This window comes from Curtobacterium sp. USHLN213 (assembly GCF_037144815.1).
In the GTDB taxonomy this organism is placed as follows: domain Bacteria; phylum Actinomycetota; class Actinomycetes; order Actinomycetales; family Microbacteriaceae; genus Curtobacterium.
In genome coordinates this window covers 15,444-32,991 of the sequence record NZ_JBBCYQ010000017.1, presented here as the reverse complement: position 1 = coordinate 32,991, position 17,548 = coordinate 15,444, and the positions used below count along the sequence as shown (strand labels likewise).

At 73.0% G+C, this 17,548-nt stretch carries 15 protein-coding genes; 11 read left to right on the top strand and 4 right to left on the bottom strand.

Going from position 1 to position 17,548, the window contains the following annotated elements; translation table 11 throughout:
• Nucleotides 1–13: 13 nt before the first annotated feature.
• The 4 genes from WFH25_RS18170 to WFH25_RS18155 all read left to right on the top strand — a co-directional run bounded on the left by WFH25_RS18170 (nt 14) and on the right by WFH25_RS18155 (nt 4,560).
• Nucleotides 14–1,273: a class I SAM-dependent RNA methyltransferase gene (locus WFH25_RS18170; protein ID WP_070418453.1), complete on the top strand. Its 1,260-nt coding sequence runs from the start codon at nt 14–16 to the stop codon at nt 1,271–1,273.
• Nucleotides 1,274–1,445: 172 nt separating this feature from the next.
• Entirely contained in the window at nt 1,446–2,210 is a 765-nt protein-coding gene (locus WFH25_RS18165; protein ID WP_442892431.1) for a response regulator transcription factor, read from the top strand.
• A gap of 5 nt (nt 2,211–2,215) precedes the next feature.
• Entirely contained in the window at nt 2,216–3,514 is a 1,299-nt protein-coding gene (locus WFH25_RS18160; RefSeq protein ID WP_336698881.1) for a hypothetical protein, read from the top strand.
• Complete coding sequence (locus tag WFH25_RS18155) at nt 3,511–4,560, top strand: hypothetical protein (protein WP_070418455.1); 1,050 nt, start codon at nt 3,511–3,513, stop codon at nt 4,558–4,560. Before WFH25_RS18160 ends, WFH25_RS18155 begins: the two co-directional genes overlap by 4 nt.
• A gap of 410 nt (nt 4,561–4,970) precedes the next feature.
• Here the strand turns inward: WFH25_RS18155 and WFH25_RS18150 are convergent, their stop codons facing one another.
• Nucleotides 4,971–5,237 carry an acyl-CoA carboxylase subunit epsilon gene (locus WFH25_RS18150; protein ID WP_083403379.1) on the bottom strand — a complete coding sequence of 89 codons (267 nt, stop codon included), beginning with the start codon at nt 5,235–5,237 and terminating at the stop codon, nt 4,971–4,973.
• 13 nt (nt 5,238–5,250) lie between these two features.
• Nucleotides 5,251–6,846 (bottom strand): acyl-CoA carboxylase subunit beta, encoded by a 1,596-nt coding sequence (locus WFH25_RS18145; RefSeq protein ID WP_070418456.1) that lies wholly within the window; start codon nt 6,844–6,846, stop codon nt 5,251–5,253.
• Between the two features lie 73 nt (nt 6,847–6,919).
• Between WFH25_RS18145 and WFH25_RS18140 the strand changes: the two genes are divergently transcribed.
• The 4 genes from WFH25_RS18140 (at nt 6,920) to WFH25_RS18125 (ending at nt 11,541) form a co-directional block, all read left to right on the top strand.
• Entirely contained in the window at nt 6,920–7,720 is an 801-nt protein-coding gene (locus tag WFH25_RS18140; protein ID WP_083403378.1) for a biotin--[acetyl-CoA-carboxylase] ligase, read from the top strand.
• A 4-nt stretch (nt 7,721–7,724) separates the two neighbouring features.
• Nucleotides 7,725–8,273, top strand: a complete 549-nt coding sequence (locus WFH25_RS18135) for a PH domain-containing protein (protein WP_336698879.1) — start codon at nt 7,725–7,727, stop codon at nt 8,271–8,273.
• A gap of 62 nt (nt 8,274–8,335) precedes the next feature.
• Complete coding sequence (locus tag WFH25_RS18130) at nt 8,336–9,643, top strand: UDP-glucose dehydrogenase family protein (RefSeq protein ID WP_261647179.1); 1,308 nt, start codon at nt 8,336–8,338, stop codon at nt 9,641–9,643.
• Between the two features lie 20 nt (nt 9,644–9,663).
• On the top strand, nt 9,664–11,541 hold the full coding sequence (locus WFH25_RS18125; protein WP_336698877.1) for a hypothetical protein: 1,878 nt from the start codon (nt 9,664–9,666) through the stop codon (nt 11,539–11,541).
• Here the strand turns inward: WFH25_RS18125 and WFH25_RS18120 are convergent.
• Together WFH25_RS18120 and WFH25_RS18115 are read right to left on the bottom strand one after the other, a co-directional pair.
• The gene (locus WFH25_RS18120; RefSeq protein ID WP_336698876.1) at nt 11,522–13,069 is read right to left on the bottom strand and encodes a DUF2142 domain-containing protein; all 1,548 of its coding nucleotides are present in this window, start codon (nt 13,067–13,069) and stop codon (nt 11,522–11,524) included. The genes WFH25_RS18125 and WFH25_RS18120 overlap by 20 nt on opposite strands.
• A 52-nt stretch (nt 13,070–13,121) precedes the next feature.
• Nucleotides 13,122–13,604: a GtrA family protein gene (locus tag WFH25_RS18115; protein WP_254789528.1), complete on the bottom strand. Its 483-nt coding sequence runs from the start codon at nt 13,602–13,604 to the stop codon at nt 13,122–13,124.
• Nucleotides 13,605–13,757: 153 nt separating this feature from the next.
• On the opposite strand from WFH25_RS18115, the gene WFH25_RS18110 reads away from it, so the two are divergent.
• From WFH25_RS18110 to WFH25_RS18100, 3 genes are all read left to right on the top strand, one after another.
• Nucleotides 13,758–14,894: a 5-(carboxyamino)imidazole ribonucleotide synthase gene (locus WFH25_RS18110; protein WP_336698875.1), complete on the top strand. Its 1,137-nt coding sequence runs from the start codon at nt 13,758–13,760 to the stop codon at nt 14,892–14,894.
• A gap of 147 nt (nt 14,895–15,041) precedes the next feature.
• Entirely contained in the window at nt 15,042–16,406 is a 1,365-nt protein-coding gene (locus WFH25_RS18105) for a glycoside hydrolase family 6 protein (RefSeq protein WP_336698874.1), read from the top strand.
• A 28-nt stretch (nt 16,407–16,434) separates the two neighbouring features.
• On the top strand, nt 16,435–17,547 hold the full coding sequence (locus tag WFH25_RS18100; RefSeq protein ID WP_336698872.1) for a hypothetical protein: 1,113 nt from the start codon (nt 16,435–16,437) through the stop codon (nt 17,545–17,547).
• Nucleotide 17,548: the final 1 nt, after the last annotated feature.

Sequence of the window (17,548 nt, the reverse complement as noted above, 5' to 3'; positions counted from 1 at the left end):
GGAACATCGAACCATGGGTGAATCCGTCGGAACGCTGCTCGACCTCGACGTCACCGGGATCGCCCACGGCGGCATCTCGGTGGCACGGCACGAGGGGCGGGTGGTGTTCGTGTCGGACGCGATCCCCGGCGAACGGGTGACCGCCCGTGTGACCGAGGACCGGAAGAAGTCGTTCTGGCGTGCCGACACCGTTTCGGTCGAGACGCCGAGCGAGCACCGCGTCGACCACGTCTGGCCCGAGGCCGCCCTCGACCGCGACCCGGCCGTCCGCGCCGGCGGTGCCGAGTTCGGGCACATCGCCCTCGGCCACCAGCGCACGCTGAAGCACGACGTCCTCGTCGACTCCTTCGCGCGCTTCGCCCGCACGGACCTCGCTGCCGTGCTCGGCCACGACGTCGTGGTCGAGGCAGCCCCCGGCGACGACGAGTCGAACGGCACCGGCTGGCGCACCCGCGTCCGCCTGCACGTCGACGAGGACGGCACCGCCGGCCCCTTCGCGGCCCGGTCGCACACCGTCGTGCCCGTCGCGTCCCTCCCGCTCGCGAGCCGGGTCGTGCAGGAGAGCGCCCCGCTCGGCCGCGGCGCGATGCCCGGCGCGTCCGTGGTCGACGTCCTCGCGCCGAGCGGCTCCGAGGGTGCGCGACTCGTCATCGACGAGCAGAAGCCGACCGTCGTGACCGAGGTCGTGGGGGAGCGTTCGTTCTCGGTCGACGACAACGGCTTCTGGCAGGTCCACCGTGCGGCTCCGGCCGTGCTGACCGCGGCCGTGCAGGACCTCGTCGACCGCGACCGGCTCGACCCCGAGGGGCAGCACCTCGACCTCTACGGCGGTGTCGGCCTGCTCGGCGCCGCGCTCGGCGACCTCGTCGGGCCGCGCGCCAAGCTCACCAGCGTCGAGAGCTCGGAGCGCGCCACCGAGCACGCGCAGGAGAACCTGTCCGAGTGGATCGGCGCCCGCGCCGAGACCGGCCGCGTCGACCGCTGGCTGCAGCGCACCGTCTCGACCCTGTCCGCCGGCGAGCGGCAGCGGCACCGCGCCGGGACGATCGTGCTCGACCCGCCGCGCTCGGGTGCCGGGCGCGAGGTCGTCGTGCAGATCGCGGCCCTCCAGCCGGCGCAGGTCGTCTACGTCGCCTGCGACCCGGTCGCGTTGGCGCGCGACGTCGCGACGTTCGCGGACCTCGGGTACCGCCTGGAGGCACTGCGCGCCTTCGACCTCTTCCCGCACACCCACCACCTCGAGGCCGTGGCGCGCCTGGTGCCCGTCGCCTGACGTCGACCGCGGGTCACCTCCAGGGCGGCGGGCGCGCGCTCGACGGCGGTCGCGCGGGCGCCGCGCCGACCTGGCCGATTTGCGCGACGCGTGTCCGAGCGCACGACGACCGGCCGTGTCACGACCGCGTCGCGCCGCTGCCTGAGTCCGACCTGGGTATCCTTGGTCGTTGATGGCGAACCGGTTTCAGGGGCCGGGGAGCGCATCGACCAGAGAGGCCACCGTGGCAACAGACACGACCACAACCGGAACGACCGGACTGGCGACCAGGCCCGTCCGTGTCGCGATCGTCGACGACCACGAGTCCGTGCGGCTCGGGATCCAGGCAGCCTGCCAGAACGAGGGGTTCGAGGTGGTGCTGACCGCCGCGAGCGTGTCCGAGTACATCGAGAACCTCGGTGGGCGTGAGGTCGACGTCGTCGTCCTCGACCTGTCCCTCGGCGACGGCTCGACCGTGACCGCGAACGTGAAGGGTGTGCAGGGCACCGGTTCCGCCGTGCTCGTGCACTCGATCGCCGACCGCGTCGCGAACGTCCGCGAGGCACTGGCCGCAGGGGCGGCCGGCGTCATCCCGAAGTCCTCGGCGACGAAGACCGTGATGGCCGCCGTCGCCACCGTCGCCCGCGGGGACGTGCTCAACAACCTCGAGTGGGCCAGCGCGATCGACGCCGACCGGGACTTCGCGAAGGCGCAGCTCGGACGCCGCGAACGCGAGATCCTGCACCTCTACGCCTCGGGCCTGCCGCTCAAGCTCGCCGCGCAGCAGCTCGGCATCGGCTACTCCACCGCCCGCGAGTACCTCGACCGCATCCGTGTGAAGTACGTCGAGGTCGGTCGGCCGGCACCGACGAAGGTCGACCTCCTCCGTCGTGCGGTCGAGGACGGCATCCTGCCGGGGCTCGACTCGGGCATCGACCCCGACGGCGACGGCCGCTGAGCAGCATGACGGCGGCTGACGCTGCGCCCGGGGCCGGGGCCGGGGCCGGGGCCGGGGCTACGGCCGCCCGGACCGCGGCCGGGCGGATCGAACCCGCGCCGTTCGGGGCCGATCCCGCGCGGAGCGTCCGCGCGTCCATCACCCAGGCGTCCGTCGAGCGCGCGTTCGCGATCCTCCTCGCCGTGGCCGCACTCGGCTTCGGTGCGACGACCGTGCCCGCGGTGCTGTCGCAGCTGCCGTACCTCGACCCGGTGTGGGGTCCCGTCGTCGCGTTGGCGCTCGCCGCGTCGTTCCTCTTCGTCGGGGCGTCCGTCTTCGCGAGGCGCCTGGCACAGATCGCGCAGATCGTGTGCGCCCTGGTGTTCCTCGTCGCCCTCGTCACCTGGCCGTTGACCGTGCAGGAGCCGATCCCGTCCGACCAGGCACCGTGGCCCTGGTGGCTCTGCACCGTGGGGTCGACCGCGGCCGCGATGGGCTTCGCCCCGTGGCGGGCGTCCGTCTACACCGCCCTCGTGCCGGCCGTGTACGTGGCCATCCGGTTCACCCCGCTGGGCGGCGACGCGGGTGTCGGGGCGTTGCTGAACGGCTTCTACACGGCGATCCTCAGCGGGGCCGCCCTCATCATCGTGATCGTGCTCCGCCGTGCAGCGGCAGCCGTCGACGCCGCGCAGGCCACGGCGGTCCGGCGGTACTCGCACGCGATCCGCGAGCACGCCACCGAGGTCGAGCGGGTCCAGGTCGACGCGATCGTCCACGACAGCGTGCTCACGACGCTCCTCTCCGCCGCCCGGGCCGACACCCGCGACGCCGAGATGCTCGCCGCGCGGATGGCCCGGAACGCCATCGACCACCTCGAGGCCGCGGCGGCGGACGGCCCCGGGGACGCACCTCCGGTCTCCCTCGTCGACCTGCGGACCCGCATCTCCGACGCCGTCGGTGCGCTCGCGGCGCCGGTGCGGGTCGACCGTGGGCACGTCGGGTCGATCCGGGTGCCCGCGATCGTCGCGGACGCCGTCGCCTCGGCGGCCGTCCAGGCCGCGGTGAACAGCGTGCAGCACGCCGGTCCGGCCGAGGTCGACCGGTGGATCGTCGTCGAGCAGCGCGGTGCCGGCGTCCACGTCGAGGTCGGGGACGACGGTGCCGGCTTCGACATCGCGGGGATCCCCGCCGAGCGACTCGGCGTCCGTCGTTCGATCGTGGAGCGGGTGGTCGCCGCCGGGGGCGCCGCCGAGATCGTCACCGCGCCGGGAGCGGGCACCCGTGTGCTCCTCGACTGGGCGCCGGCGGCGGGGGAGCACCGGTGAAGGCCTCACTCCCGGCCGGGGTCGCGATCGGGCTCGCGACGCTCTTCTCCGTGTACCACCTCGTCCTCGCTGCGACGACGCTCCCCGGAGCCGCCCAGATCGGGCCGGTCGTCGCGTGCATGGTCCTCTACGCCGCGGCGACCGGTGTGGCGGTGTTCGTGCCCGGCCGGCCGCTCCCGGTCTGGGCGACGTGCTTCGCGCTCGCGACGGCCGTGGTGCTGCCCGTCGTCGCCTCGCCCACGGTCGACCTGACCGCCGGCCCGGGGAACGGCACGTGGTGGATCGCCGCGGTCGGCACGCTGATGGTCGTCCTCGTCGTGCGCGCGCGCGTCGCGTTCGCCTGGGTCGGTGTCGGGTTCCTCACCGTGCACGCCGTCGCGTGGGCCGGACTCGGGGCGCTCGGCTCGCTCGGCGTGCTCGGCAGTGTGGTCTGGGTGGTGATCGCCACCGGCCTCACGGCCGCGATGAGTCGGGCCACCCGTGTCACGCGCGACTTCGTCCGCGCCGAGCAGGAGACCGCCGACTGGCAGGCGGCGCAGGACGCCCACGTCTTCGAGCGGCAGTTCCGGCTCAGCCAGACGACGCGGATGGCGCTGCCGATGCTCCAGCGGATCATCGAGACCGGCGGTGACCTGGACGACGCCGAGCGTGCCGAGTGCCTGCACCTCGAACAGGCCATCCGCGACGAGATCCGGGGCCGGTCGCTGCTGTCGGAGGACGTCCGCGACGAGGTCATGCGCCTCCGTCGTCGTGGCGCCACGGTGCAGCTGCACGACGACGGCGGTCTCGACGACCTCGAGATCGACGACCTGCGCCGCGTGCACGCCCGCATCGCCGAGGCCCTGCGCCAGGCGCGGGAGGCCGACAACGTGATCATCCGGACCGTCCCCGAGGGGTCCGAGTCCGCCGTGACCGTCGTGGGGCTGCGGCTCGACCTCGCGGCGAGCGAGTCGGCGGCGCTCGGGGCGGGGATGGACGACGAGGACGGCGACGAGGACGAGTCCGTCGTCGTGTGGCTCGAGATCCCGCGGCACGAGACCGTCTGAGGCGGACCGACACCGAACGTCGTCGGCGCCCGCGCGGACGACAGCGCCCGGAAACGGGGAACGGGCCGGTCGGATACCGACCGGCCCGTTCACGACCCGAGTCTGAGCGACAACCCGAATATCGCCCTGACTCGTAGCTGGTAGGTGGCTTCGTACCCTAGTCGGCCACCGACCTGCGATGTTCTTCGTTGAAGGACACCGAACACGAACTACTATGCCCGCAGCCGAACGCTCTGTCAGTCGTCATTATGGGGGACAAAATCGGCCATTTCCGCCGCCCTCGGCCCCTGCTGTCCCCCGTCTGCGGGGAGACCGACCGGGAATCCCGCGGTCGGGGCGCCGAGACCGCCCGGTACCCAGGGGTACATGGTCGCCCGCACCGTGCGGCACCCGCAAGCCCCCGGAGCGGCTCAGCGGAGCGATCGGCTCCAGGCGCCGGCACCGTGCTCGAGCGGTCGACGGAGGCCCCGGGCGGACACGTCCCACCCCGAGCGCGGCGACACGGTGACCTCGGGACGGCCGAGCGACGCTGCCTCGTCCGCCTGACGCTGCAGGACGGCGATGACGGCGGCGAGCTCCTCCGGCGTGGGCTCGCCGGAGACGACACGGACGTCGGCGGCCGCCGCGACCGCCTGGTCGACGGGGACCGCAGGGACCACGGCTGCGTGGCGGCCCATCAGCGTGCGCCCGTCACAGCGGGATGTTCCCGTGCTTCTTGGGCGGCAGCGTCGCGCGCTTGCCCCGGAGGGCCCGCAGCGCCTTGACGACCGAGACGCGCGTCGCGTGCGGCTGGATGATCCCGTCGAGCTCGCCGCGCTCGGCGGCGAGGTACGGGGACGCGACGTTGTACGTGTACTCGTTCGCGAGCTTCGCACGGACGGCCGCGACGTCCTCGCCGGACTCCTCGGCGCGCTTGATCTCGGCGCGGTACAGGATGTTGACGGCGCCCTGGCCACCCATCACGGCGATCTCGGCGGTCGGCCACGCGAGGTTGATGTCGGCACCGAGCTGCTTCGAGCCCATGACGATGTACGCGCCGCCGTACGCCTTGCGGGTGATGACGGTGACGAGCGGCACGGTGGCCTCGGCGTAGGCGTACAGGAGCTTGGCGCCCCGGCGGATGACACCGGTCCACTCCTGGTCGGTGCCGGGCAGGTAGCCGGGCACGTCGACGAGGGTGAGGATCGGGATGCCGAACGCGTCGCAGAACCGGACGAAGCGCGCGGCCTTCTCGCCGGCGTCGATGTTCAGCGTGCCGGCCATCGCCTGCGGCTGGTTCGCGATGATGCCGACCGTGCGGCCCTCGACCCGACCGAAGCCGATGAGGATGTTCGGCGCGAAGAGCGGCTGGACCTCGAGGAACTCGCCGTCGTCGACGATGTGCTCGATGATCGTCGTCACGTCGTACGGCTGGTTCGTGGAGTCCGGGATGACGACGTCGAGCTCGCGGTCGGCGTCGGTCGTCTCGAGCTCGGGCGCGACGTCGTAGGCCGGCGCGTCGGACAGGTTGTTGTCCGGCAGGAAGCCGATGAGCGAGCGGGCGTAGTCGAGCGCGTCGGACTCGTCCTCGGCGAGGTAGTGCGCGACGCCGGAGATCGCGTTGTGCGTCTGCGCGCCCCCGAGCTCCTCGAAGCCGACGTCCTCGCCGGTGACGGTCTTGATGACGTCGGGGCCGGTGACGAACATGTGGCTGGTCTTGTCGACCATGATCACGAAGTCGGTGAGGGCGGGGGAGTACACCGCACCGCCCGCTGCCGGGCCCATCACGATCGAGATCTGCGGGATGACGCCGGAGGCCTGGGTGTTGAGGCGGAAGATCTCGCCGTACTTGCCGAGGGCGACGACGCCTTCCTGGATGCGGGCGCCGCCGGAGTCGAGGATGCCGATGATCGGCACGCCGGTCTTCAGCGCGTGCTCCATCACCTTGATGATCTTCTCGCCGGCGACCTCGCCGAGGGAGCCGCCGAAGACGGTGAAGTCCTGCGCGTACACGGCGACGTTGCGGCCGTGGATGGTGCCGAAGCCGGTGACGACCGCGTCGCCGTAGGGCCGCTTCGACTCCATGCCGAAGGCGTGGGTGCGGTGGCGGACGAACTCGTCGAGCTCCACGAAGGAGTTCTCGTCGAGCAGCTGCTCGATGCGTTCGCGCGCCGTGGTCTTGCCCTTGGCGTGCTGCTTCGCGATGGCGGCCTCGCCCGCGGCGGTCACTGCTTCGTGGTACCGCTCGCGGAGGTCGGCGAGCCGGCCGGCCGTCGTCGAGAGATCGGGGGTGTCTCCTGGGGTCACCCGCTCACCCTACCGGCGGCGACGGCGGGGTCGGTTGGAGGACCCCCACGGTTCCTGCCCGTAGATTTGCTGCATGTCCACACCTGCGTCGTCGACGTTCCCGCTGAGCCGAACCGTCGTCGAGGCCGCGGGCGCGGTGCTCACCGAGCCGGTGACGACCGGGTCGACGAACGCCGACCTGCTCGCCCTCGCGACGACGCAGCCGCACGGCAGCGTCGTGGCGACGCTCGACCAGACCGCGGGTCGCGGCCGCCTTGACCGGACCTGGTCGGCGCCCGCCGGCCAGACGCTCGCGGCGAGCGTGCTCGTCCGCGCGGACCTCGACGACCGCGACCGCGGGTGGCTGCCGCTCGTCGCCGGCGCCGCGATGCGCGACGCGATCGTCGCCGTGCTGCACGGTCCGGAGCGTGTCGCGGTGAAGTGGCCCAACGACGTCCAGATCGACGGCCGCAAGGTCTGCGGCATCCTCTGCCAGGTCGCCGCCGACGGCAGCGTCGTCGTCGGCGCCGGCGTGAACCTGACCATCCCCGCCGACCGGCTGCCGACGCCGACGGCGACCTCGCTCGCGGTCGCCGGCGCGACGGGCTCGGCACCGGACCTCGCCGACCGTGTGCTGTCCGCGTTCCTCCGCGCGGTCCAGGAGGCCGTGGTCGCCCTGGTCGCCGGCGGTGCGGCCGCGGACGGGGTCCGGTCCCACGTCCGGTCGGCCTGCGGCACGATCGGGCAGCGGGTGCGCCTCGAGCTGCCGGACGGCACCACCTCGGAGGGGGACGCGACCGGCATCGACGACGACGGCCGGATCACGATCCGGGATCGAGCGGGCGTCTCCAGGGGCGTCGCCGTGGGGGACGTCACCCACCTGCGGTATGCATGACGGCATGACCGACGAGCCGCCGCCCGAACGCGTGGTCGCGCGGCTGCGCCCGCACGCTCGCCGGCTCGTGCGCCCCGCGGTGTTCGTGGTGCTCGTCATGCTCGCCGGCGGGTTCGGCTTCGGGGTGTTCCGGGCGCAGCTCGCCTGGCTGAACGCGGTCGTCGCCGGTCTCGTGGTGGTCCTCGTGTTCCTCGGCGGCGCGATGCCGCTGTTCCGCTGGATGTCGGAGCGCTACGTGGTGACCACCAGGCGCCTCGTCGTCGTGCACGGACTCGGCACGCGCACCCGGCGGGAGCTCCTGCACTCGCGGGGCTACGACGTGACGGTGCGTCGCCGCGGCCTGCAGGGGGTCTTCCGGTCCGGCGACGTCCTCGTGTTCCCCGGCGACGAGCCGGCCCTGGTGCTCGGCGACGTGCCGCACGCGGACCTCGTCGTGGCGGTCCTGCACGACCTCGTCGAGGCGCACGAGGCCCGGCGACGGCACCGCGAACCCGACTGGGACGAGATCGTCGGCGGGGCGGATCGACCGCGATGGGGCGACGTCAGACCCTGACGATGTCTCGACAGCGGGCGGTGCGGACGAGAACCGCGCCGAGGTTCCGGTACCGTCTTCCCGTGCGTATCTCTGTCATCGGCTGCGGTTACCTCGGTGCCGTGCACGCCGCCTCCATGGCCAAGCTCGGGCACGAAGTCGTCGCAGTCGACGTCGACCCGGTCAAGATCGAGCGGCTCGCCGCGGGTGAGGCTCCCTTCTTCGAGCCCGGTCTCCCCGAGATCCTGCGGTCGGCGCTGGCCTCCGGCCGCATCCGCTTCACCACCGACATGGCCGAGGTCGCCGGTGCGCGCGTGCACTTCCTCGCCGTCGGCACGCCGCAGGGGCCGACCGGCGCCGCGGACCTCACGTACGTCGACGCCGCCGTCGCCGCGCTCACGCCGCACCTCGCCGCCGGCGAGTTCGTCGTCGGCAAGTCGACGGTCCCCGTCGGCACGGCCGCGCGTCTCGCTGCCGAGGTGTCCGAGGCGGTCCCCGGTGCGACGCTCGTCTGGAACCCCGAGTTCCTCCGCGAGGGCTTCGCGGTGCAGGACACGATCAGCCCGGACCGCTTCGTCTACGGCGTGCCCGACGGCGACGCCGGACAGGCCGCGGTCGAGGCCCTCGACGAGGTCTACGCCGAGGCCCTGGCGAGCGGCACGCCCCGGCTCGTGGTCAACCTGCCCACGGCCGAGCTCGTGAAGATCAGCGCGAACGCGTTCCTCGCGACGAAGATCTCGTTCATCAACTCGATGGCGGAGATCGCCGAGGTCGCCGGTGCCGACGTCACGGCGCTCGCCGACGCGATCGGCCACGACGCCCGCATCGGCCGCAAGTTCCTCAATGCCGGCCTCGGCTTCGGCGGCGGCTGCCTGCCGAAGGACATCCGGGCGTTCCAGGCGCGGGCGGACGAGCTCGGCGTCGGGGAGTCCCTGGCCTTCCTGGCCGACGTCGACGCCACGAACCTCCGTCGCCGCGCGCACGTCGTCGAGCTCGCGCAGGAGCTCCTCGGCGGGGCCGTCGCGGGCAAGCGCGTCGCTGTGCTCGGCCTGGCCTTCAAGCCGAACTCCGACGACGTCCGTGACTCGCCGGCACTCGACATCGCCGCCCGGCTGCTGGGCCTCGGCGCTTCGGTCGCCGCGTACGACCCGGAAGCCGTCGTCACGGCGCGCCGCGTGCACCCCGAGCTCGACTACACCGAGAGCGCGACCGATGCCCTGCGTGACGCCGACCTCGTGCTCGTCCTCACCGAGTGGACCGAGTTCCGCGAGCTCGACCCGGCCGTGGCCGCCTCGCTCGTGGCGACGCCCGTCGTGATCGACGGGCGCAACTGCCTCGACCGCGACGCCTGGACGGCTGCCGGCTTCACCTACCGCGGCATGGGCCGCTGAACACCGCGCGGGGGAGCAGCATGACGATCGACGACGCCGTGACGACCGAGGACCCGGTCGTCGACGCTCCCGTGGAGCACCGACGCCGCTTCGGGGCCTTCCACGAGGGACGGCGCCCGTCGCGGGTGTCCCTGCTCGCGAACGGTGCACTGCTCCTCGTCGCCTCACTGCTCGTCGCCGTGATCGCGTTCCGCACGCGGCTCGAGATGACGAACATCGACGGCATCTCGTACATGTCGATCGCGAAGCAGTACGCCGAGTGGCACTGGGCGGACGCCGTGAACGGCTACTGGTCGCCGATGGTGTCCTGGCTGATGGCGCCGTTCATCGCCGTCGGCGTCGGGCAGACCACGGCCTTCGCGATCGTGAACACGCTGTCCTGCGTCGCCGTGATGGCGATGGGGGCGTGGCTGCTGCTCCGGACGACCGGCAACGGCTGGACCGCCGCGTGGTCGATCGCCGCGACGGCTCCGCTCCTGATGGCGAACGTCAGCCTGCAGACCCCGGACACCCTCGTGCTCGTGTGGTGCCTCGTGTTCCTCTGGGCCCTGCTCGCTGCCGACCGCGCCTGGCACGGCTCGGTGCGACGGATCGTGCTCACCGCGGTGCTGCTCGGCGCCGTGTGCGCGTTCGGGTACTTCACGAAGGCGTTCCTCGTCCCGGTGTTCCTCGTGGTGGTGCCGGTGTGGGCGGTCGTCCGCTGGTTCCAGGACCGCCCCGAGGCCCGCGAGCGCCGGTCCGTCCTGCTGCCCGTCGTCGCCCTCGTCGCCGTGGTCCTCGTCTCCGCGCCGTGGGTCATCGCCCTGTCGGTGAAGTTCGGCGGCATCGAGGTCGGCTCGTCGCTGACCGTGAACGTCTCCGGCAAGTTCAGCGACACGTCGAGCACCGACGGCGACGAGTACCGCATCGCGACGCCGCCGAACGCCCGCGCGGTGTCGCCGAACGAGGACCGGACGCCGTCGATCTACGACGCCGGGATCCTCGAGGCAGAGCGCACGCTTCCCGCGGTGCCGCAGCCGGGCGCCGAGGCCGCTCCGACCGAGAGCCACACCACGACCCTCGTCGGCAAGGTGCGGTACTACGTCGAGCAGCGACTCGAGGCGTTGCCCTACTACTTCAACCGCATCGGGTCGTTCGCACCGTTCGCGCTCGCGATCGGCGTCGTCTTCGTCGGCGCGGTCGTGGCGGGCGTCGTGCACTACCGCCGGTTCGTCTTCGCGAGCATCGTCGGCATCTTCTCCGGGGTGTACCTGCTCGGGTACGCAGGGATCGCGACGGTGGACACGCAGGGCGGCAACGCGCGCTACTACCTCCCGCTCTTCATCGGGTCGGTCCTGATCGCCGGGGCACTCCTGCCCGCGTTCTGGCGGGCGGCCCGTCGGGGACGTCGTGTGCGGCAGGTCGTCGCCGTGGCCGCGTGCGCCGTCCTGGTCGTCGCCGCGTACAGCCAGAACGTCAACGGCGTGAAGGCGCCGTTCTCGACGATGGGCACGCGCCCGTCGGGCATCCCCGTCGGGCAGGTGTTCGGCGGGGTCATCACCCCGGACGAACCGCTCCCGGACCTGTTGCTGGCCAACCACACGCTGCCGGCCGGCAGCACGATCCTCGGGACGAACACCCGGGACGCCACGCTCGTCGCGTTCCGCACCGGCACGCAGATGTACGGCGAACCGGGCCAGGAGTACGACTACCAGGACCCGTCGTTCGTCGCACTGCTCAAGAAGTCGGGCGTGCAGTACTTCCTGAACTACACGAACGCCCTCATCCCGAAGGACCGGGACTACTCGGCGATCGGCACGCTCGAGGACAGCTTCACCGTCCAGCAGACGTGCCAGGACATCCGGTCCGCGCCGGTCCAGGCCTGCCGGGTCGACGTCGTCAAGGTGTCGGGGAACTGACCTCGGTCGTCGTGCTGCGGGTCGGGGCGACCCACACCCGCAGCACGCCGCCGGTCAGCCCGACCGCGACGAGCACCGCCACGACGGCGACCACGGCGAACGGCACCGGGCCCCACGACTCGTAGCGGGCGATGCTCGCGGCCGAGAGCGGTCCGGTCGCGGCGTTCCAGAACCACCCGGCGGCGACCGCGAGGCCCCAGAGCCCGACGGCCGGGAGCGCCACGGCCAACACCCGGGGCAGCACGGCCGTCCCGCGCCCGGGCAGGGGCAGCCGCCGCCACGCCACGGCGCTCAGCACGACGAGGCAGAGCAGCGCCGGGAACAGGTAGCGGCCCTGCGTGCCCGCGACCTCGGTCGTGTCGAGGTAGGCCTTCGCGCTGCTCGCCGTCTGCAGGAGCAGCAGGACCGCCGGGAACACGGCGAGTGTCCAGGCGGTGCGCCGGGTCCGGCCACGGCGGAACGCCCAGCCGACGAGCACGACGAGCGCGACGAGCGTCAGGACCGCCGTGAGGAGGTCGCCGATGCTCACCTGCGCGCGCTGCCCCGGGGAGCCCCAGAAGGTCCGGGCGAGGGTGCCCCAGCTGACGTCGAGGAAGTGCCGCACCGATGGACCCTGGCCGTCGGGGAACGGGCGGTCGGGTCGGATCGCGGCGTACCCGTCCGGCTGCAGGGTGCGGAACAGCCAGAGGTTGCGCAGCCACCACCAGGCGCCGATCACCGCGGCGACGCCGAGGGCGACTGCGGCGCGGAGGACGCGACGGCGGAACGGGACGACACCCGCACCGGCGACGAGGGCCACGACCGCGACGAACGGCACCGCCGGCAGCCCCGTGCCCTTCGTCCAGACGAGCAGCCCGAGCGCGACCCCGAGCCCGACGAGCGTCCGGCGCCGCAGGTCCCCGGTGAGGAGCCGCGTCGCGAGCCACACCACGACGCCGCCGAGCAGGAACGTCAGGGCGTCGTTCGTCACGGAGGCCCCGATCGACGCCAGCTGCGGCGTCGCGAACAGCGCGAGTGCGCCCATCAGGCCCGCCCGCGGCGACCGGGTGACCCGCCGGACCGATGCCCACGCGAGGAGCGCGAGCGGCGTCACGAGCAGCGCGTCCACCAGTCGGAGCGCGACGAGGGCGTGGTCCCATCGGAGCGAGCCGTAGTGCAGCACGCGGAGCGCGACGGCGTCCACCACGTAGGCCGTCGGCGGGTGCTGCGTCATCTGGTCGACCGTCGTGGAGTCGCCGGGGTGCGCCGCGAGCAGCTCGCTCACGGTCGACCACGTCGAGGAGTCCCCGGCGACCTGTTCCCGTTGCGCGGCCTGCACGGCGTTCGACACGTGCAACGTCCCCGGTGCCGGCCAACCGGACCCGGTGGCGACGTGCACGGCGGCGTCGAGGTGTGCGGGCTCGTCCGGCGCCTGGAACGCCGGCACGACGATCGCCCAGAGCACCAGCCAGAGCCCGAACACCGCCGTCAGGACGGCGACCCACAGCCCCTCGCTCCGCGAGACGACGGGGTGCGGTTCGGACTGCATCGAGCGGACTCCCGGGGTCGGCGACGCCACCCGTGTCGGTGGCGCGTCGAGCCTACTGGCCCACGACCTCGGAACCGGCGGTGGAACCAGTCGTCTCGGCGGCGGGCACGGCCCGGTCGTGTCCGCGCTCGGGGTGGTACACCCACACCTTGTAGAGCCAGAAGCGGAACACCGTGCCGAGCACGAGTCCGATCACGTTGCCCGAGATGTTGTCCGCCAACGCCGAGGTCAGCCCGAGCACGTAGTGCGAGATGCCCAGGCAGCCGAGCGAGATGACCATGCCGCCGAGCGACACGACGACGAACTCGATGCCCTCACGCGTGGCCACCGCCCGTCGCTGCTCGCGGAAGGTCCAGTAGCGGTTGCCCATCCAGTTGACGAAGATGGCCACGATCGTCGAGACGACCTTCGCCCAGAACGGCCCGGAGTGGACCTCGTCCGGGCTGAGCACCGTCGCCCGCAGCACGTTGAAGATGCCGGTGTCGACGACGAACCCCACCGCGCCGACGACGCCGAAGCGTGCCAGTTGGGCCACCAGTCGCCGCACGGTCTCTCCCGGGTCCGTAGAGTTGTCGCTGGTCGTGCTCACGAGGGCCGACCCGCAGGTCGCACAGGACGGCGACCCGAACAGCGATTCTAGACAGCGCGTTCTCGCCGGACGGTGTGAACGACGGAAGGAACACACAGCATGGCGTTGCGCGTCGGGGTCATCGGTGGGGGACAGCTGGCACGGATGATGGTGCCGGCCGCGGTCGAGCTCGGTCTCGACCTCCGGGTGCTGGCCGAGGGCCCGGGCATGTCGGCCGTGATCGCGGCCACCGCCGAGGGGGACTACCACGACGCCGCGACCGTGCTCGCCTTCGCGCGGGACGTCGACGTCGTCACCTTCGACCACGAGCACGTGCCGCAGGACGTCCTCCGTGCCCTCGTCGACGCCGGCGTCGCCGTGCACCCCGGCCCGGAGCCGCTCGCCGTCGCGCAGGACAAGATCACCATGCGCACGCGCCTGTCCGAGCTCGGGCTGCCGGTGCCGGACTGGGCCGCCGTGCACGACCCCGACGAGCTGCAGGCGTTCCTCGACGACCACGGTGGACGTGCCGTCGTGAAGACCGCCCGTGGCGGGTACGACGGCAAGGGCGTCCGAGTGGTCACCGACCCGGCCGACGTCGCCGACTGGTTCATCGCCGTCGCCGAGGCCGGCGGCGAGCAGGCGCTGCTCGTCGAGGAACTCGTGCCGTTCACCCGCGAGCTCGCCCAGTCCGTCGCCCGACGCCCCTCCGGCGAGGTCGTCGCCTGGCCGCTCGTCGAGACCGTGCAGCGCGACGGCGTCTGCGCCGAGGTCTTCGCCCCCGCCCCCGACAGCGCCGGACGCATCGCCGACATGGCCGAGGACATCGCCGTGCGGATCGCGACGGAGCTCGGCGTCACGGGTGTGCTCGCGGTGGAGCTGTTCCAGACCGACGACGAGCGCATCCTGATCAACGAACTCGCCATGCGCCCGCACAACACCGGCCACTGGACGATCGACGGCGCCACGACGAGCCAGTTCGAGCAGCACCTGCGTGCCGTGCTCGACCTGCCGCTCGGTGCCACCGGGTCGTTCGCCCCGGCCGCGGTCATGATCAACGTGCTCGGCGGTCCGGCGGACGGCGACCTCGCGGCGCGGTACCCGGGTGCGCTCGAGGCCTTCCCCGAGGCCAAGTACCACTTCTACGGCAAGGCTCCCCGGCCGGGTCGCAAGATCGGGCACGTGACCGTCATCGGCGACGACCTCGACGACGTCACGTACCGCGCCCGGTCCGCAGCGGCCCACTTCGACGACTGAGGCTGCGGTCCGCGCGGACGGTGCGCTCGGACGGTCCGCAGAAGGGCGGACACCCGCTCGGGTGGCACCCGATCTGGCGTGTGTACCCCCGCGCGTCGGCGTGCTCCCATGGACGGGACAGGGTCCACCGTCCACAGGGAGTACGTCATGCGCCGCGCCAGTGTGTTCGCCACCACGGGAGCGGTGAGCGCCTTCGTGGCGCTCGCCGCGGGAGCGCTCACGCCGACCAACGCCGTCGCGGCGACGAGCGCCGCCACGATCCGTGCGGCCGCTGCGTCGTCCCTCTACGCCTCCGGTCCCTACCGTTCCGACACGAGCGAGGCGGCGAAGCAGGCGACCGCCCTCGCGACGAGCGACCCGAGCGGCGCGGCCGCGGCGAAGACCATCGCGCAGTACCCGGTCGCGATCTGGCTCGGGGACTGGACGCAGGGGGCGACCCTGACGCGGACGATCGACGCCGCGATCGCGGGTGCCGAGCGCACCGGCACGACCGCGGTCTTCGTGACCTACGCCATCCCGCAGCGTGACTGCGGCGGGTACTCCGCCGGCGGCTTCGACGAGGCGACCTACGACGCGTGGGTCGACCAGATCGTCGCCCGGGTCGCCGGGCACCGGGCGGCCGTGATCGTCGAGCCGGACTCGCTCGCGATGCTCAGCAACAGCGCGTGCAGCGAGACCCTCGACGCCCAGCGGTACCGCATCCTCGCCCGCGAGGTCGCTGCCTTCACGGCGGCGGGCGTGCCGGCCTACCTCGACGCGGGGAACTCGAACTGGGTCCCGCCGGCGGTGATGGCGTCCCGGCTGAACAGCGCCGGGGTCCAGCGCGCGCGGGGCTTCTTCACGAACGTCGCGAACTACTACCCGACCGCGCAGGAGCAGGCTTACGCCGAGAAGGTCTCCGCGGCCACGGGCGGGTCCCACTACGTGATCGACACCTCCCGGAACGGCCAGGGCTGGCGCGGCACCTGGTGCAACGGCCCCGGCTCCGGGCTCGGCACCTCGCCGCGGGTGGTGTCGGACGGTTCGGCCCTCGACGCGCTGCTGTGGGTGAAGACCCCCGGTGCGAGCGACGGCACGTGCAACGGCGGGCCGGCGGCGGGGAAGTGGTGGTCCGCGTTCGCGAAGTCCCTCGTGGCGAACGCGCGACTCGGGACGCCGGTCGCCACGGCTGCTCCGGCTCGGACCGCTCCGTCCGTCGCGCCGACCGCGCACCGGGACTCGGTCGCGTCGGCCGCGAAGCGGCGCGTGACGGTGTCGGGGTGGACGTTCGACCGCGACGACCTCACGAAGCCGGTCACCGTGCGCGTCACGGTCGGCGGGAAGGTGGTGGGGACCGCCACGGCGGACGCCTCGCGGCCGGACGTCGACCGGGTGCACCGGGTCGGACGGTACCACGGGTTCCGCGCGACGGTGCCGGTGTCGAGCGGGAAGCGGAGCGTGTGCCTGACAGCGGTCGGGATCGGCCGGGGCGGGGACACCTCGATGGGGTGCACGACCGTCACGGTCCGCTGACGCCACCGGATCGCGGGAGGATGGGCGCATGCCGCGTGATCTCGTCCGCCGTGCCGCCCGTCGACTCCGTCGCTCCCTGACCGGGGCGCGGTCTGCCCCGGCCACGGAACCCGTGCGCCTGCCGGTCCTCGGCTACGTCGTGGCCGGGGGCGGTGGGGCGCACCCCGCCTCGGCGCACGTGCGGGTCGTCCGCCGCACCGAGCACCTCGCGCGCACCGGTGCGGCCGAGGTCCGGCAGGTCGACCCCGCCGCGTTCGTCGACGGGACCGACACGACCGACTACCGGGCCGTCCTCGTGCAGCGGGACGCCCTGCCGCGGGACCTCGTGGCACCCTTCCTGGCCGCAGCCGCCGCGCGGGGGACCCGGACCGCCGCCGAGGTCGACGACGACTTCTTCACGGACTCCGGCCGCGAGCGTCTGGCCCGGGCCGAGTACGACCCGGACCGGCTGGCCTCGATCGACGCCCTCGTGCGTGGCGCCGACCTCGTGGTCGTCAGCACCGAGGAGCTCGCAGCGCTCGTGCGGCCGCTCGCGCACCGGGTCGTGGTGGTCCGGAACGCCCTGGACCCGACGATCTGGACCCCGGGCGAGCCGGCCGCCGACGACGTTCGCCCCGCCGACGAACACCGGGTGCTCTACATGGGGACGCTCACCCACGGCGCCGACCTCGAGCTGCTCCGGGACGTCTTCACCGAACTGACCGCACCCGACGGCACGCCGATCTGCCTCGAGGTGATCGGCGTGACCGAGGACGCCGACGATCCCGGCTGGTACCGCCGCGTCGAGGTGCCGGACGGCCACTACCCGGCGTTCGCCCGCTGGCTCGTCGACCACCGGCAGCGCTGGCGCGCGGGCGTCGCTCCGCTGCGGGACGAGGAGTTCAACCGGGCGAAGAGCGACCTCAAGGCGCTCGAGTACACCGCGCTCGGGCTCCCCGCGGTCGTCTCCGACCGGCCGTCCTACCGGGACGCGCGCGGGCACGGCGTCGTGGCCGTGCCGGACGACGTCGGTGCCTGGCGCGACGCGGTCCGCAGCGCCGTCGCCTCCGGGTCCGCCGACGCCGTGGCCGCCCGCTGGGTCCGCGACGAACGGACGATCGGCGACGACGGGGACGCCTGGCGGTCCGCCCTGCTCGACTAGG

Excerpts from the sequence above, each read along its gene's own strand:
- WFH25_RS18170 (WP_070418453.1), top strand. The coding sequence starts at position 14 with ATGGGTGAATCCGTCGGAACGCTGCTCGACCTCGACGTCACCGGGATC.
- WFH25_RS18165 (WP_442892431.1), top strand. The coding sequence starts at position 1,446 with ATGGCGAACCGGTTTCAGGGGCCGGGGAGCGCATCGACCAGAGAGGCC.
- WFH25_RS18160 (WP_336698881.1), top strand. The coding sequence starts at position 2,216 with ATGACGGCGGCTGACGCTGCGCCCGGGGCCGGGGCCGGGGCCGGGGCC.
- WFH25_RS18150 (WP_083403379.1), bottom strand. The coding sequence starts at position 5,237 with ATGGGCCGCCACGCAGCCGTGGTCCCTGCGGTCCCCGTCGACCAGGCG.
- WFH25_RS18140 (WP_083403378.1), top strand. The coding sequence starts at position 6,920 with ATGTCCACACCTGCGTCGTCGACGTTCCCGCTGAGCCGAACCGTCGTC.
- WFH25_RS18135 (WP_336698879.1), top strand. The coding sequence starts at position 7,725 with ATGACCGACGAGCCGCCGCCCGAACGCGTGGTCGCGCGGCTGCGCCCG.
- WFH25_RS18125 (WP_336698877.1), top strand. The coding sequence starts at position 9,664 with ATGACGATCGACGACGCCGTGACGACCGAGGACCCGGTCGTCGACGCT.
- WFH25_RS18120 (WP_336698876.1), bottom strand. The coding sequence starts at position 13,069 with ATGCAGTCCGAACCGCACCCCGTCGTCTCGCGGAGCGAGGGGCTGTGG.
- WFH25_RS18110 (WP_336698875.1), top strand. The coding sequence starts at position 13,758 with ATGGCGTTGCGCGTCGGGGTCATCGGTGGGGGACAGCTGGCACGGATG.
- WFH25_RS18105 (WP_336698874.1), top strand. The coding sequence starts at position 15,042 with ATGCGCCGCGCCAGTGTGTTCGCCACCACGGGAGCGGTGAGCGCCTTC.
- WFH25_RS18100 (WP_336698872.1), top strand. The coding sequence starts at position 16,435 with ATGCCGCGTGATCTCGTCCGCCGTGCCGCCCGTCGACTCCGTCGCTCC.